The organism is Streptomyces sp. NBC_01190 (assembly GCF_045039895.1).
GTDB lineage: Bacteria > Actinomycetota > Actinomycetes > Streptomycetales > Streptomycetaceae > Actinacidiphila.
The window spans coordinates 6,777,338-6,792,343 of the sequence record NZ_CP108580.1; the positions used below are offsets into that span (position 1 = coordinate 6,777,338).

At 69.8% G+C, this 15,006-nt stretch carries 15 protein-coding genes and 1 pseudogene; 10 read left to right on the top strand and 6 right to left on the bottom strand.

From position 1 onward, the window contains the following. Positions 1-32: 32 nt before the first annotated feature. The 6 genes from OG519_RS28515 to OG519_RS28540 all read left to right on the top strand — a co-directional run bounded on the left by OG519_RS28515 (position 33) and on the right by OG519_RS28540 (position 4,192). A complete protein-coding gene (locus OG519_RS28515; RefSeq protein WP_405589735.1) occupies positions 33-356 on the top strand; it encodes a transcriptional regulator in 324 nt (107 codons plus the stop codon). Position 357: 1 nt separating this feature from the next. Next, on the top strand, positions 358-1,377 hold the full coding sequence (locus tag OG519_RS28520; protein WP_405589738.1) for a hypothetical protein: 1,020 nt from the start codon (positions 358-360) through the stop codon (positions 1,375-1,377). Continuing rightward, positions 1,377-2,081: an ATP-binding protein gene (locus OG519_RS28525; RefSeq protein ID WP_405589741.1), complete on the top strand. Its 705-nt coding sequence runs from the start codon at positions 1,377-1,379 to the stop codon at positions 2,079-2,081. The genes OG519_RS28520 and OG519_RS28525 overlap by 1 nt, the downstream gene beginning before the upstream one ends. A 116-nt stretch (positions 2,082-2,197) precedes the next feature. Further along, on the top strand, positions 2,198-2,764 hold the full coding sequence (locus OG519_RS28530) for a WhiB family transcriptional regulator (RefSeq protein WP_405589744.1): 567 nt from the start codon (positions 2,198-2,200) through the stop codon (positions 2,762-2,764). Beyond that, positions 2,761-3,864, top strand: coding sequence for a DUF2637 domain-containing protein (locus tag OG519_RS28535; protein ID WP_405589747.1), 1,104 nt, complete (start codon positions 2,761-2,763; stop codon positions 3,862-3,864). Before OG519_RS28530 ends, OG519_RS28535 begins: the two co-directional genes overlap by 4 nt. A 103-nt stretch (positions 3,865-3,967) precedes the next feature. Further along, positions 3,968-4,192 (top strand): hypothetical protein, encoded by a 225-nt coding sequence (locus OG519_RS28540; RefSeq protein ID WP_405589750.1) that lies wholly within the window; start codon positions 3,968-3,970, stop codon positions 4,190-4,192. 170 nt (positions 4,193-4,362) lie between these two features. Here the strand turns inward: OG519_RS28540 and ltrA are convergent, their stop codons facing one another. Continuing rightward, positions 4,363-6,129 carry a group II intron reverse transcriptase/maturase gene (gene ltrA, locus OG519_RS28545; protein WP_405589753.1) on the bottom strand — a complete coding sequence of 589 codons (1,767 nt, stop codon included), beginning with the start codon at positions 6,127-6,129 and terminating at the stop codon, positions 4,363-4,365. 832 nt (positions 6,130-6,961) lie between these two features. Here ltrA and OG519_RS28550 point away from each other — a divergent pair. From OG519_RS28550 to OG519_RS28565, 4 genes and pseudogenes are all read left to right on the top strand, one after another. Then, positions 6,962-7,396, top strand: a complete 435-nt coding sequence (locus OG519_RS28550; RefSeq protein ID WP_405589756.1) for a plasmid mobilization protein — start codon at positions 6,962-6,964, stop codon at positions 7,394-7,396. Next, entirely contained in the window at positions 7,396-9,150 is a 1,755-nt protein-coding gene (locus OG519_RS28555) for a relaxase/mobilization nuclease domain-containing protein (RefSeq protein WP_405589759.1), read from the top strand. The genes OG519_RS28550 and OG519_RS28555 overlap by 1 nt, the downstream gene beginning before the upstream one ends. A gap of 75 nt (positions 9,151-9,225) precedes the next feature. Beyond that, positions 9,226-9,660: a hypothetical protein gene (locus OG519_RS28560; protein ID WP_405589761.1), complete on the top strand. Its 435-nt coding sequence runs from the start codon at positions 9,226-9,228 to the stop codon at positions 9,658-9,660. A 185-nt stretch (positions 9,661-9,845) separates the two neighbouring features. Then, positions 9,846-10,148 (top strand): annotated as a pseudogene (locus OG519_RS28565) (transposase); the annotation flags it as partial. Positions 10,149-10,613: 465 nt separating this feature from the next. Here OG519_RS28565 and OG519_RS28570 read toward each other — a convergent pair. The 5 genes from OG519_RS28570 to OG519_RS28590 form a co-directional block, all read right to left on the bottom strand. Beyond that, positions 10,614-12,476: a caspase family protein gene (locus OG519_RS28570; RefSeq protein WP_405589764.1), complete on the bottom strand. Its 1,863-nt coding sequence runs from the start codon at positions 12,474-12,476 to the stop codon at positions 10,614-10,616. 10 nt (positions 12,477-12,486) lie between these two features. Next, complete coding sequence (locus tag OG519_RS28575) at positions 12,487-12,807, bottom strand: hypothetical protein (RefSeq protein WP_405589767.1); 321 nt, start codon at positions 12,805-12,807, stop codon at positions 12,487-12,489. A gap of 901 nt (positions 12,808-13,708) precedes the next feature. Beyond that, complete coding sequence (locus OG519_RS28580) at positions 13,709-14,038, bottom strand: esterase (RefSeq protein ID WP_405589770.1); 330 nt, start codon at positions 14,036-14,038, stop codon at positions 13,709-13,711. A 91-nt stretch (positions 14,039-14,129) separates the two neighbouring features. Then, the gene (locus tag OG519_RS28585) at positions 14,130-14,342 is read right to left on the bottom strand and encodes a hypothetical protein (RefSeq protein WP_405589772.1); all 213 of its coding nucleotides are present in this window, start codon (positions 14,340-14,342) and stop codon (positions 14,130-14,132) included. 240 nt (positions 14,343-14,582) lie between these two features. After that, entirely contained in the window at positions 14,583-14,945 is a 363-nt protein-coding gene (locus tag OG519_RS28590; RefSeq protein ID WP_405589775.1) for a hypothetical protein, read from the bottom strand. Between the last annotated feature and the right edge of the window lie 61 nt (positions 14,946-15,006).

Sequence of the window (15,006 nt, forward strand, 5' to 3'; positions counted from 1 at the left end):
GCACCGCGCTCCTACGAACAACGGAGTATCGCATGCTCACCGCCCAAGGCGGAAGTTCGGCCTGCCCGGACGCCGACCGCCCGCATCGCCTCGCCGCCCAGCTCGCCGACATGATCCCCGGCGTGGCCACCCTGCGCGTCAGCCTCACCGGCCCGACGCAGACCTGGCCCCATCCCCACGCCGTGGCCAAGGACAGGGCGGGGCAGCCGGTGGAGCTGAGTCGGGCGACCGCGAAGATTGCGGCGCGCTGGATCCTGCGGGTCTGGCCGGAGGCCGACTGGACCCGGCCCCATATCTTCGACGTGGCCAGCGCCACGCTTACCCGCAGCGACCTGGTCGCGGGCCGGGGCCGCTGACGTGTCACGGATACGCCCCGTAAAGCCCGAGACCTGGACGAGCGAGACGCTCGCTGCGGTCAGCATCCCCGCCATGGTCACCTTCCTGGCCATGACCAACATGGCCGACGACCATGGCCGTCACCGCGACAACGCGGCAATCATTTTCGGGCTGATCTGGCCGCTGCGCGCCGAGCACAGCGCGGTCCACGTCGAGGAAGACCTCACCCAGCTCGAAGACGTCGGAGCGATCTGCCGGTACACCGGCTGCGACGGCAAGCGCTACTTCCACTACCCGACCTGGTTCAAGCACCAGAAGATCGACAAGCCCAGCGCGTCGCGGCTCCCCGCCTGCCCGAAGTGCGCTCCCGAGCGGTGCGGGGTCTGCAAGGGCCCGTGCGCCCAGCGCGCCGACGCCTCCCCGAAGGCTCCCGGAGGATTCGGGGAGGACTCTCCGAACCTTCCCGGAACCCTCGAACCGCCCGCGCGGCCCGCGCCGACCCCTCCCGCACCCACCCCGGACACCCCTACGCCCGCCCAGGACGCCCCCGGCGCCCCCGCCACCACCACCCAGGGTGCGGGTGACAAACCCGCAGGTCAGACGCGACTCGCCGAAACCTCTCCGAAGGCTCCCCGAAAGGTCGGGGAGGGCTCGGCGCCTGGATCTAGGATCTTGGATCCTGGATCTTTCTTCCCTACGGGGCGCGATGCGCCCAACGCGAGCAGCGTCTCGGCGAAGGAGCTGATCGGCGAGTACGTCGCCTCGTGCCGGGAGCGCCCGCCGGGCGATGTGATCGGCCACCTCGGGGGCGTCACCAAGAAGCTCCTCGCCGAGGGCATCGCGGTGGAGCACGTGCGGGCCGGGCTGCGGCGCTTCGGCGAGATCCAGGGGCACCCGTCGCGGCTGCCGAGCCTGGTCAACGACGCGATGAACGCACCCGCCGCCGGTTTGGCCGGTCCGGGATTCCGGCCTAACGTGCCCGCTCACAGGGCGTGGACCAACCCGGTCGACGCCGCCACCGCCTACGCCGAGGAGCTGTGATGCGCACCAAGACCCGCGAACCGCAGACCCTCGGCGGATCCGGAACCCTGGAGCGGATGGCCCGGATCCTGGCCGCCCGGAACATCGACCCCGCAGCCGCCGCCGTGGCGGACGAGCCGGAGCCGTACTCGCCGCTGGACGCGCTACGGGCCTCGATGCCGCCGCGCTACCGGGACGCGGTGGCCGACCACCCGCAGGTCCTGGCCTGGTGCCGGGAGGTCGCCGCGCAGGCGGTCGCGCCGGGCGTCGGTGCCCGTCGGCAGGTGTGCACCGGCCCCAGCCTGCTGATGGCGGGGGTGGTCGGCGCGGGCAAGACGCACCAGGCGTACGGCGCGGTCCGCGCGTTGGTCGGGGCGGGGGTCGGGGTGCGGTGGCGGGCGACGACGGCGGCCGACCTGTACGCCGAACTGCGGCCGAGGGCCGGGGTGGACAGCGAGCGGGAGCTGGCGGCGGTGGCCCGGGTGCCGCTGCTGATCCTGGACGACCTCGGCGCGGCGAAGGCGTCGGAGTGGACCGAGGAGATCACGTACCGGCTGGTCAACCGCCGGTACAACCACGAGCTTCCGACCCTGATCACCAGCAACCTGCGGATCGGGGACCTGCGGGCCTATGTCGGTGACCGCGTCGCCAGCAGGCTCACTCAGATGACCACGCGGGTCGAGTTCGACCTGGTCGACCGTAGACGCACCCGCGCTGCCGCCTGACCTGCGGTCAGACGGTCCGGCGGGCCCGCCCCCAGCGCGCCGCCCGCACGAACTTCCCGACCAGGCACCTCCGCCGGCGCCGACTGCGCGCGGAGGGCGATCGGAGCACACCGCGCATGCCCAGCACGACGAACACCCCTGCCCGACACCGCTCGCTGGGGGACCAGACCTGGCAGAACCAGGCGGTCTGCCAGAGCACCGATTACCACCGGGTCGACCCCGCAATTTTCTTCCCCTACCCCGAGGAGATGGACAAGATCCGCGCAGCCAAGGCCCTGTGCGCTCAGTGCCCCGTCCGCCAGACCTGTCTGGACGCAGCCCTGGAAAACGGCGACACCCACGGCATCCGGGGCGGCCTGACCGGGGAGGAACGTGCCCCGATGCACACCCGGCTCCCCGCTCGCCTGGACTACTCCCGCGTCAACGCCGCCGTCGCCGGACGCGACATCCACCTCACCTCCGCCGAACGCCAGGCCGTCATCCACGCCGCCTACCGCCACGGCGTGCCCGCACACCGCCTGGCGTCGATCCTGAAGGTCGACGAGGAGACCGCGCAGAAGCGCTACCGCGAGATCCGCCGTGCGCTGCGCCACCGCGACGCGGAGCCCACCACACCCGCCAGCCCGCCGCCGGAGCAGGGCGGACAGCACCTGGGCCGCGACGACTTCGGGACGGCGGCGTGAGCACCGCCAGCGTGCCGGAGACGGTGCTCGTCACCGGCTGGGACCGCCTGGCCGTGATCGTCCTGGGCGGCGCCGGGTGCGCCCTGTCGGCCAGCGCCCTGATGCAGATGGCCATCGCCATCCACATCCGCCCCGCCCTGTGCTGGCTCTTCCCGCTGGTGGTCGACGGGTTCATCGCCTACGGCATCCGGGCGCTGCTGGTCCTGCGCACCGCCCCGCTGCGCGCCCGCCTGTACGTCTGGACGCTGGTGGGCACCGCGACCGGGGTCAGCGTCTGGGCCAATGCCCTGCACGCGGTCCGGCTCAACGAGACCGCCCCGGCCGGCGGACTGCAGCTCGGCGACACGGTGGTCGCCTACCTGTCCACGGTCGCCCCGCTCGCCCTGGCCGGAGCGGTCCACCTGTACATCCTCATCGCCCGGGGCCCGGACAACCACGCCGCCCGCACCGACCGGACTGGCCGTCACGGTCAGGTCGGTCACCCCGGTCAGGCCGACCGATCCGGTCAGTCTGACCCCGCCAGGGGCATCGCGGTCACCGCGGCTGACCGGGCCGGTCAGAGGTCACCGCACGCCGGTCAGTCCGGTGCCGGTCAGCCGGTCACCGCGCCGACCGACCCGCCCTCGGCGGCCGGGAACCCGCCCACCCTGGTCACCCGGTCACTGACCGGGGCCGGTGACCCGGCGGGCGGCACCGGCTCGGTCAGCGGTCACCACGACACCCGCGTTCGACGGACGCAGGCCGCTGACCTGGGCGGTCAGCCGGACAGCGGCCCGGCGGTCAGTGACCGACCGGCCGCCACCGAGCCGGTCACCACCGGCCCGGTCAGCCACCCGCCGGTCACTGACCGGCCGGTTACTCCTGCGCCGGTCGGTGACCGCGAGCCCCGCAGAGCCGGTGACCGGCGCCCTGACCTGGACACCGAGGAGCTGCTGGAGATCGCCCGGTCAGCGGTCAGGGCCCAGGACAAGTTGACCCGGCAGGTGGTTGCCCAGGCCATCCGGGGTCAGCGGATCCCGCTGTCCAGCGACACGCTGACCGCCCTGATGGCCCAGCTCCGCGAACAGCGCGACGAGCCGGTCACCACCTCCCGCGACTGACCGCACCGCGCGGGGGCGGGTGACCGGGCCGGACAGCCCGGCCGGTCACCCGCCCCCGAAGTGCCACCTTCCGACTTCCTCCCACCGACTGGAGAGCACGACCATGCGCACCAACCCTGCCGCCCCCGCCGAGGTGGAGACCTGGCTGGCCGTTCTGCACGAGCGCGGGCACCTCTACCGCGCCGAAACCGGACCCGACCGCACCTGGATCGTGCAGCGAGGCCGTCACAGCCGCCCGTGGACCCTGCACCACCCGGTCCTGGCGATGGACTGGATCGAGGACGTCCTGCGCGACGTCCACCAGAGCGAAGCGGAGTCGGATCGGTGACCGCCGACGACCCGGTGGCCGCCACCCCTGACCAGCAGCGACAGGTCAACTCGGCTCCTGGCGGGTCGGGTAGCCGGGACACATTGCTGTGTCCCGGCCCCCTCAGAACCGGACGTGCGACTTTCACCGCATCCGGCTCAAGCAAGCCGCGAGGGCGTCACCCGGACGGGCTACCCGGGAGTCCGCTTGCTGTCACCCGCATGGTGCTGGCGGTGGCACTCGGTGTGTACCAGGCGGAGGTTGGTCCGTTGGTCCGTGCCGCCGTCTCTCCGGTAAACGAAGTGGTGCTTGTTGAGCATCTTCTTCGACGCCGCGAACCAGTTGATCCACTCGCGTGGGCTGTCCGGTTCGTATTCGGCTCCGTCGATCAGCGCCAGACCGCATAGAGGGCACAGCCCTTTCTGTACGGCTGCCAGGTACAAGCTGGTCCTGTCCATCGGCGGCGGCGTTTTCTGGCGGCGACGGCCATGCCAGTAACCGGTCAGGGCCGGATCGTCTGGCGACGAGGCCCCTTTGACCATGGTGTGTCTGGCATAACGGGTCCAGGCGAATTTAGGGAGGTAGGCGCCGGTATGCCGGACACCGAACACCCAGTAGTCCTGCCTGGACTTGTTGAACCTGCCGAAATAGTGGTTCTTGATCCACAGTCCCGAACGATTGTCGTGACCGCGTTTCGCCCACTTGTAGAGAAGCGTGAACATGTAGTGGTCCATCGAGCGAAATGCCTGATAGGACGCCACACCCCGGTAGTACGCCGTCCAGCCCCGAACGATCGGGGTGAACTTCGCCACCACGGCCATGGAGTTCGCACCCCGCAAGCGGAGCATCTCCTCCTTCAGCCGCTTCCGGAGCTTGCTGCATGCTTCCCTGCTCGGCCTGATGACCAGCATTCCACCGTGCCGCTGCACGGTGAATCCCAGGAAGTCGAACCCTTCGTCGAGGTGCACGACACGGGTCTTCGCCTCGTTGAAGCGAAGACCCCTGGGAGCCAGCCAGGTCACCAGTTTCTCCTTGACCCGGTACGCCTCTTCCCTGCTGTGGCACAGGGCCACGAAGTCGTCGGCATAGCGGATCAGCACGGGCGCCCCGATGGCGGTATGGCCTTCACGGCCTCTCCGTCCTTCGAAGCGGAATCCCGCGGCCTGTTCCATCCCGTGCAGCGCGATGTTCAGCAGCAGCGGACTGATCACGCCGCCCTGAGGAGTTCCCTCCCCGGTCGGAGCGAAACGCCCGCGTTCCATCACGCCGGCCCGCAGCCACGCGCCGATCAGGTCCCTGGCGGGGAACTGTCCGATCATGGCGGTCAGGTGGTCGTGACTGATGCGGTCGAACGCCCCTTCCAGGTCCGCGTCCAGCGCCCATCGGCGCTTGGCCAGCGGTCCCCGGGCCGTGACCCGGATCGCCGCTATCGCGTCCTGGCAGGAGCGGCCGGGCCGAAATCCATAGGACCTCGGCTCGAACCGCGCTTCCCACTCGGGCTCCAGGGCGTTCTTCACGCGTGCCTGGAGCACCCGGTCACGGATGACCGGGATGCCGAGCGGGCGCTGTTTCCCGTTCGCTTTCGGGATGTACACCCGCTTGACCGGCCTGGCCGTCCACGGCACCGGCGGCCGATGGATCTCGGTCGCCAGCCTGGCCCTGCCCGCAGGGGTCAGGACCCGTTCGCCGTCGATGCCAGCGGTCTTGCGGCCACTGCTCTGCTGTGTCACCCGCTTCACACTGACCAGCGTGTTGCTGCGGCTTTTCAGCATGAGCTTCTGCAAATTGCGGACGCTTTTCAGGTCCCCGTCCTTCGACGCCTTGAAGATCCGCTGCCTCAGCCGCCGTACGTTGTCCTCGCACCTGGCCCAGTCGATGCTGTGCCAGTCGAGTTTCCCGTCCTCCGGTCCGTTCACCTCGGGCGCGCGGGCAGTCGCTTCTGCCGCTGTGATGCTCATGCACGCCTCCGGTGTCTAACTTGTCCTTCGGTTCTGGTGTCTTTGCGTTGGTGCTTCAAGGGCTCACCTGGTCCACGTGGGCTCCCTTTCGGGCCGGGCCACCAGGGCCCGTATCCGGCGGGTTATGCCGCGTGGCGCGTGGAGACGGCCACCTCGCGGTTTTCCCCTGGCCTTTCGGCCTGCCGGCATTGGCTTCTTGGACCATCCTGTTCCTGCCGGGGAGTTGGGCTCCCCTTACGGTCGGCTTACCGGGTTTCCCCGGACCCCGACAGGGTTTCCGTGTTCCGCACGCTGAAGATGCGGCTGGGGTGGGCGCCCCCTCTGTCCCGTGGCCGACGGTGTCCCACAACCGATGTTGCTTGCACCGGAAGCCGTCTGCGCCTCTCAACGCGGGCCAATCCCTGCCGACAACACGCCATCTACAGGGTTCACATAACGAGACATTGACCGGGGGTTCACACGAGTTCGCCCGTCCAGCCTTCCCCTCGCCTGTGGCTCCTCGACGGCCGAGAAACCCTTGGGCTTGAACGCTCAGCTCCACACCCTGCCGTTGCCAGCAACGCACGTGAGCGCGGGGACGGAATCGGGACACTAATCCGGAGGAATTGTCATGCCTGAACCTCTCCACAAGACGGACCTCACTTCAGAACGTGCGGCCTCACGTCGCACAGCAAGTTGTCGCGGTCGACGGTCCTACGGCCCGTCGATCGCACTTGCCCCCGCCCAGGGGGGCGGGGGAAGTCCGGCTGGTCCCCGCGCGAGGGCGCACGGGGACCAGCCGGAGGTCCGGCACCAGGGGGCGCCGGTCGCGGGGGGACAAGCAGCCGATCGCGTGCCGCGCGAGCAGCCCAGCCCCAGCGCGCCCGCGTTCCCCGACCGCGCTCCGCGCCGTCGCTCCCGCAACCCGAGCCAGCGCACCCACAAGCTGACTACGCGCCTGTCCCTCGCCGAGAAGACCGAGATCAGCGCCGCCGCAGCGAAGCGCGCCGTCACCGTCGCGCGCTTTCTCGCCGCCGCCGCCCTGACCGCCGCCCGCGGTTCGCTGCCCGTGCAGAGCAACGAGCAGCTCGACGCCGCCATCGACGAGCTGGCCGCCCTGCGCACCGCCGTCTCCCGCGTCGGCAACAACATCAACCAGATCGCCTACGTCTACAACTCCGGCGGCCAGTCCCGCCCCGGCGAACTCGACCACGCACTCGGCGTGCTGACCCGGATCCTGGCCCGCGTCGATGACACGGCCGACACTCTCGCGCGCGGGCGGCTCTGATGGTCCCCAAGATCCGGCGCGGCTCGCGCACCCACGGCGTGCTCGTCTACCTCTTCGGCCCCGGCAAGCGCGACGAGCACACCGACCCCCACCTCGTCGGCTCCTGGGACGGCTTCGCTCCCGACCCGGGCCGCGACACCAGCCCCGACCCCGACCCGAAGGCCACCCTCGCCCGCCTGGCCGCAGCCCTGGACCTGCGCGTCACGCAGGCCGGCGCCAGCGCACCAGCCCAGCACGTGTGGCACTGCTCGGTGCGCACCGACCCCGGCGACCGCATCCTGAGCGACGCCGAATGGAACACCGTCGCCCGCCGCCTCGTCCAGGCCATCGGCCTGGCACCCGACGGCGACCCGGACGGCTGCCGCTGGGTCGCTGTCCGCCACGCCGAGGACCACATCCACATCGTGGCCACCATGGTCCGGGGCGACCTTCGCCGCCCCCGCATGAACTACGACTTCAAAAAGGCCCAGGCCGAATGCCGCCGCATCGAGAAGGAGATGGGCCTGCGCCGGCTCAAGCCCGGTGACGGCACCGCAGCCAAAAACCCCACCAGCGCAGAGCGGTTCAAAGCCGAACGCACCGGCCGCACCGAAACTCCCCGCGAGACACTGCGCGAAGCCGTCCGCCAGGCCCTCGCCGGAGCCGCCACCGAGGAGGAGTTCTTCACCCGCCTCCGCGACAAGGGGGTGCGCGTTAAGCTGCGCGACGCACCCTCAGGAGACGTCATCGGCTACTCGGTCGCGCTGCCCGGCGACCGCAACCGCGACGGCGAACCGGTCTGGTTCCCCGGATCCACCCTCGCCCCCGACCTGTCCCTGCCCAAGATCCGCCGCCGCCTGGCCGACGCACCCGGCGACGATCCGGCAACACCGGGGGCCGGCACCGGCCGAACCGTTTGGTCGCCGCCCGCCCGGGGACGGCGCACCGCCACCGGGATCGCCGAACGCGCCGCCGTCATCCTGGACAGCGACGACGACGGTGCCGCCGCCCAACTCACCGGCATGGGCGAACTGCTCGACGCCGTCGCCCAGACCTCCCCGGCCGCGACCCGCGCCGAGCTGGCCGCCGCAGCCCGCTCCTTCGAACGCGCCACCCGCAGCCACACCCGCGCGCAGCAAGCCGAAACCCGCGCCCTGCGCTCCGCCGCCCGCGGCATCATCCACGCCGGCGGGGCGCTCGGCCGGGGCGAGGACGGCGGCACCACCGCGATGCTGCTGTCCACTCTGGTCCTGGCCGCCATCGCCGCAGCCCGCTGGCACTCCGCCCGCGGCCACGCCCAGCAAGCCGAAGCCTCCCGCCAGACCGTCCAGCACCTACGCGCCGCCTACCGACAGGCCGCCGCCGCACCCATGCAGGCACTGCACGCCCAAGGCCGCGCCCTGCCCGAGGCCGAACGCCGCAGCCACGAGAGCACCATCCGGAAGGCACTGCCGCACCACCTCACCCACGCCGATACCGATACCCAGCACGACGCGCTGGCCGCCACCCTCGCCGAGGCAGAACAGGCAGGCCACGACCCCAAGACTCTTCTGCAGCGAGCCATCGACATGCGCGAACTCGACTCAGCTGAGGATGTGAACGACGTCCTGGTGTGGCGACTGCGCCGCCTCGCCGACCTCCCCGCCCACCCGGGCGACACCGCCCCATCCCGGAAGACCGGCACCGCCCGCACCGCGCCACCGGCTCCCCGGACCGGCGTCCACAGCGCGCCGCCCGCCGCACGGGACCCCCGCAACCGTCCGCCCCGCCGCTGAACATCGGTCCGGCAGGCCGGCGCTCGGCCTGCCGGACCGGTCGAAGTCTCTGGACAACCGGCCCCACCTGCTGTTATGGATGAACAGACAGGCCTGGAGATGGAGATGACGCTCGTGCCCAGAACGACCGACCACCCCATAGAGGCACCCACCGCTCCGCCTGCCGCCCCCGTAGACAGCGACCCGCTGCTTCAACTGCGGTACGCGCCCCAGCCTCCCAGTGGTCCCCACGCCTTCCACTACATCCGCCACCCCCAAGAACTGGCCCTGCGCGGGATTCCAGTGATGTGCACGGCCTGCCGAGCCCGCCGGGACTGGCTCCTGATCAACCAGGGCCGCAACGTCTGGATCCACTGCCGCTGCAACAACCAGTGGCACGAACCCGAGATCACCCGCGCCGCCTTCCAGGCCCTGACCCGCCTCCCGGACACCACCACATACGCCAGCGTGGCCGAGGGCGTAGCCGCCATGGGTTTCGACGGGAGCTTCGCCGGCATCTACCTGGAATAGCCGGGCGGGGAAGCTGGCAACGCCGAGGAGCGCCACCGGGTTCCGGTGGCGCTCCGTCGTTGTGCGGTGGTCAGCCGCGGTTGCTGTGTTTGGGAAGCTGACCCCGGTAGTCGCAGCCCGGACAGGTGTCCTCGCCTTCGATGTGGCCTCCGTACCAGCCGTGAACAGCGGCGTGGAGGACCGCGCGCCCGTGGGAGAGGCCCGGCGGGACCGAACAGACTCACCTGCGCCCGGGTCCGTCGCGGGTTCAGGAACCTGCGGGCGAAGACCGGCACATCAGCCGGTGCACCGAAACCCACCCGCCGGGCCCCGGACGACCGCCCGGCTCGAAGAACCGGCGGCCCACCACCCGCTGTGAGGTCCGACGCGTCCTCGCCACCGGCGAGGCATACAGCCGACCCGCTCGCCACAAGACAGGCAGCAACCCGCGTCGCGGCGGTCGATCTTCCACCCAAACTCCCCAACACGGACCTGACGATGTTAAATAGCGGCACGGTGAGTGCAAGAAGCAGAAGCGGTCCGACTGGGGCATTCCAAAGTGGATCGTCCTGTTGGCGACACCGTAGGGCTGGCGCACCAGCTCCTCACCATGGAAGGCGGAATGCTCTGCGGGCGCCTGGACGTGTCGATCAACACTGATCCACGAGATGCCCGGGTCGCTGCGGCGGTGACAGTGACGGAACTTGCGGCGCGACTTCCACGACACCCGACGTCAGGGTGAGGTGACCGGGGCCCCAGCAGCAGCGGCAGGCACTGCCCGCGCGCCTCGTAAGCCTCGGCAGCTCCTCGGGAAGGAAGTCCGCCTGCAGGAAGACCGGCAACTCTCCCGCTGTGCCGACGGCCAGTACCAGCGGCCTGCTCCGCGAGGCTGGCTGCTGAAGCTAGTCAGTTGGTGCTGTCCCAACAGGACAGTCTGACCCCCGCGGACGAGCCCGACAGCAGCGTTCGTTCGCTCAAGGGTGCTTCCACAGCCGGATCGTCTTGTCTTTGCTGCCGCTGGCCAGGATCTTGCCATCGGGACTGAACACCAGGCAGAACACAGGTTCGTTGTGTCCTTTGAGGGTAGTGGTGAGGGTCGGCGAACCGGTCTTCGCGGAGACGTCCCACAGCCGGATCGTCTCATCGCCGCTGCCGCTGGCCAGGGTGTTGGCGTCGGGACTGAACGCCACCGAATTCACCGGGCCGGTGTGACCGGTGAGGATGGCGGTGCTGGTTTTGGTCGCTACGTCCCACAACCGAACAGTTCTATCTACACTGCCGCTGGCCAGGGTTTTGCCGTCGGGGCTGAACACCACCGCGATCACACCGTCGTTGTGTCCTTTGAGGGTGGTGGTGAGGGTCGGCGGACCGGTCTTCGCGGCGACGTCCCACAGCCGAACAGTTTTGTCGTAGTGGGCGCTGGCCAGGGTTTTGCCGTCGGGGCTGAACACCACCGCGACCAAATGGTCGTTGTGTCCTTTGAGGGTGGTGGTGAGGGTCGGCGGACCGGTCTTCGCGGCGACGTCCCACAGCCGGATAGTGTCGTCGAAGCCGGCGCTGGCCAGGGTTTTGCCGTCGGGACTGAACGCCACCGACTCCACCGCGTCGGTGTGGCCAGTGAGGATGGCGGTGCCGGTCGTGGTGGCCACGTCCCACAGCCGGATCGTCTTATCGTCGCTGCCGCTGGCGAGGGTGTTCCCGTCGGGACTGAACGCCACCGAATTCACGTGGTGGGTGTGGCCGGTGAGGATGGCGGTGCCGGTCGTGGTGGCCACGTCCCACAGCCGGATTGTCTTGTCATCGCCGGCGCTGGCGAGGGTGTTGCCGTCGGGACTGAACGCCACCGACTCCACCGCGTCGGTGTGGCCAGTGATGGTGTCCAGCAGGCGAGGGTCCCGGTGATGGCCGTTGCCCACAATCTTTTCGATGAGGAGGGCCGTGCCGGAAACGCCGGTCAAGAGGCTGAGAAAGACGTATCGGCGACGCAGGTTGAGTACAGGCAGCACTGGGGTCGTAGGGGGAGGTGTGTTCCGGTCCTCCGGAGTCTGCCATCCGCGCCGGGGTGGGAATGGCGTCGTGGGTTCGATGGGCGCGAAGGCGTTGCGGGCCAGGATGAAGCGGTCTGCTTCGTGCCGGATGGACCGGGTGGGTTCCGGATGACGGTCGCGGGCCAGTGCATCGGCGGCGTGGGTATAGACCACGCCCAGCGGCAGTCCCTGGGGATAGTCGGGCAGGCCCTGCTCAACGACGTCGGCCAGATACTTGGTGAAGAAGGTCTGCGGGTTGGCGGTGAGCGAATCGGCCTCAAACCCGGCGGTGCGGTACGCGCCGCTGGCTGCCAGCGTGACCGCGCCGGTCCCGAGCGTCGTGGTGATCACATCGGCAAGGACGGGCCCGAGGGTATTTTCGGGGTGAGTGGCACGCCCAGCGAAGCAGCAATCCAGGATTACTATCTTGGTCTGTGCGTCGCACTCGCGCATCGCGGTGCGGACATCGGAAAATGGCAGCCCAATCGTCATGCGCCGCGCTCCCTCCGCAGGCGAATCCCCAAGCGCCAGGCACAGTTCGTCCTGAACCAGCTGGCCGTGCCCGACAAAGTAGAACAAGGCGACATCGGTGACATCCTCGAACCACTCCATCAGCTGGTCGGGCAAGCGGCCGCGCCGACGGGCATTGGGCTCCACCGTCACGCGCTGCTGCGGCCAATCGCACAATGGGCCGGTCAGCAGCCTCGTCATCCGCTTCAGGCTGTTGCCCGCCGCCGGCCGTAGAGGGCGCAGGTAGGTGTAGTCCGATATGCCGATGAGTACCGCTCGAGAGCGCGAGTAGTCGCGCAACGGGGCACGGTCACTCATCGAGCAGTCGCTCCAGTAGCGGGAGGATCTCCTCGACATTGGTCGCGTCCAGCACGAACCGCTGCCCCCGTATGGTCGTCTCGACCCGGATACCCGAGCGCCGCGAGCGGATGAAGTCCGGCAGCGTCCGGACCGCTGCCACCGCTCCAGCGCTGCTGGCAAGCAGCGTCAGTACATCCAGTGCACCAAGTTCCCCATGCTCAGGTTTCCCGGCGACCACTGCCACCTGCACACCAGGCTGACTGCGCATCCACTCACGCAGCGAGGAGAACTCCGAATGCTCGGAGATCATCAGCATGATCCCCTGCGCCATCCCCTCTGCTGGACGGGGATCCTCTTCCCTAGGCACACACTCCCCCTGTCTCATCGACATCATTGTCGGCCAACTTCGTTCCACACCGGGGATTTCCGCAGAAGTCGGTAGTCGCTGTCATGCCAGCCAGAGCTTCCAGCATCAGCCACATCACCCGGTACGCCCGTTGCGCAGCGCAGCACCGCGTGCCGCTATCCGACAGTGGCCGTGCCTGAGTGCCCGCGCGTCCAACTCTTGCAGCTTGACTTCGGATGCGCTGCCTTCGCGGGTCTCGGGGCCCAGATCGTGTCCGTCGACTACTTCGATGTCTGTGACACTTGTCGCAGAGGGGTCGAGGCTCAACCAGATGACGTCTTCGCCGTCACCCTGCAAGTTGCGACAGCTGAGGCCCCAACGAGCCGAATGGCGCGGTCAGCAGGCTCATGCAGGTGTAGGGGCACGTGCTGCCCGGCAGCGAGTAGAGCCTCTGCAGGCGGAACTTCGGGAGGCGGAGGTCGTGCGCGAGCGAGTCGTGATCGCTCCTGAGATGGTCGGGCAGGTGCTGGCGGAGCCGCGCCGTGATGAAGAGTCGACGTTGGCGGTGATCGGTGTGCGTCCGGGCCGAGAGGCTTCAAGCCTTCGAAGGTGGCGGGTTTCCAGCGGGGCCGGTCCGGCACGGTGGTGTCGTCGGGCTCGGGCCGGCTGCCCCGGCTCTTGTGGCTGCGGGCCGCGCTGACGGTAGTGCCCAGGTCGGCGGCGACCTCCGGGTATCCCCAGGGTGGTTGGTCGTCGGCCATCGTTCCTCCTTGGTCGTCTTCGACGGTGAGCGTACGCATTCGCCGGCCTGATCGGACACACGGCAAGGCCGCCCCTGCCGGTGGGCATAGGGCGGCCTTCTGCGGTCGCGGTCAGACGGATCGGGTCACACCTCGGCGAGGCGGTTGGACAGGTCGAGGGCGGCGGTGGCATGGCCGAGGGCGCGCCACAGGCCGGTGACCTCGTAGAGGGTGGGACGTATCAGGGCGGGCCGGTCGTCGGGGGTGGTGGGCCAGCGGGCGAGAAGGACTTCGGTGGTGGCTAGGCCGAGGCGGGCGTAGACGGTCCAGCCCCAACGGGGAGCGGGTTCCCAGCGCAGGCGGATGCGGCCGAGGGGGAGTCTGGTGGTGCTGGCGGGGAGCCAGGGGACGTCGAGCGGGCCGTTGGGAAGGCCGGAGATACGGCGGACAAGTGCACCGCCGGCGTCGTTCGGCATCGGCCGGAGGGCGAGGCTGCGCAACGGGAGCGCGGCGGAAGCGTGAAGTGGCGCGGGGATGGGTGCCTCCAGGAGGAGCTGTCGGGCGGGTTCAGGTCCAGGCGAGGGCGTCGCGGACCTCGGGCGGGAGGTAGCCGTCCTGTCCGTCCTCGGCGATGTAGACGAGTCCGTCGCTGATGATGATGCTGGCGCCGAGGAAGTGGGCGAAGGGCCAGTCGGGGTTGACGGCGAGGCGGATCCGCAGGTTGGGGTCGAGGTCCTGGAGCTGCTGGAGCAGGTAGCCGACGGTCAGGTCGTGGGGCACGGAAACCTCCGGGAAGTGGGATACGAGAGGTGGGATACGGAGAGGAAGGCGATGGTGCGGCTGAGGGTCAGCGCGGGAGGCGGAGCCGGTCGCGCAGGACCTTCGGGCCTTTCGCCGGGCCCGGTTCCGGAGCGGGGTGTGCGGCCAGGTGGCGGCGGGATTCGTTGACGTAGCCCTTGCCGGGGTCCTCGGCCGGGGGCCGGTCGGCCTGGTACGGGGCCTACCGGCCCGGGGCGATACTCACGCCGCCAGGCGGAACAGTCGCTCGGGGACTGGCGCGGTGTCGTTCCCGACCGTGATCAGGCCCCGGTGGAGGAGGCGGAGCAGGCAGATGGCGGTGTCTGCGTCGCGGACGCGCATGACGTGGGCGATCACGGGGATGCGGGCCCCGTCGGGCAGGGCGGCGAGGAAGGCGACGATGTCGCTGTCGCGGGTGAGGGACTTCTCGTAGGCGTAGTCCCAGGTGTGCACCAGTCCGTTGACGGTGACGACCAGACTGAGCGCGAAGGCGGTGCTGTGGACGGGGGTGTTGGCCGCCAGGGTGAGGCCGAGGGTGGTGATGGCGGGACCGGCGAACCGGTGCGGGCTGAGCGGGAGCTTCAAGGGCGATTCCTTCGTGCGGGGCCGTGGGCAGGGTGCGGTCCGGCAGCAGCCGGGCCGCCGG